Origin of the sequence: Gilvimarinus gilvus, from assembly GCF_030518155.1 — a bacterium.
Taxonomy (GTDB): Bacteria; Pseudomonadota; Gammaproteobacteria; order Pseudomonadales; family Cellvibrionaceae; genus Gilvimarinus; species Gilvimarinus gilvus.
In genome coordinates this window covers 1-311 of record NZ_JAULRU010000188.1, presented here as the reverse complement: position 1 = coordinate 311, position 311 = coordinate 1, and the positions used below count along the sequence as shown (strand labels likewise).

The following is a 311-nucleotide window of genomic DNA, read 5'->3' as shown; positions in this document are numbered from 1 at the left end:
CTGAATTGTTGATAAACGGTGCGCAATAACCAAAGAAGTACGATTTTGCATCATATTATTCAAAGCAACTTGTACCAATTTTTCAGATTTCGTATCCAAAGCAGAAGTTGCTTCATCCAAAACCATAATCGGTGGATTTTTATAAACCGCACGCGCAATACTTAAACGTTGTTTTTGTCCACCAGAAAGCTTGCTACCTCCCTCTCCTACTGACTCTTGATATTTTTCTGGCATTTTTACAATAAACTCTTCCGCATTTGCAATTTGCGCAGCATATTCTACTTTTTCCAAATTTGGAGATTTATCACCTA

The 311-nt window shown here is 36.7% G+C and carries 1 protein-coding gene; it reads right to left on the bottom strand.

The annotated features are described in order from the left end of the window. On the bottom strand, positions 1-291 hold a 291-nt coding region (locus tag QWI17_RS01570; protein ID WP_368045319.1), incomplete at its 3' end, for an ATP-binding cassette domain-containing protein. Positions 292-311: the final 20 nt, after the last annotated feature.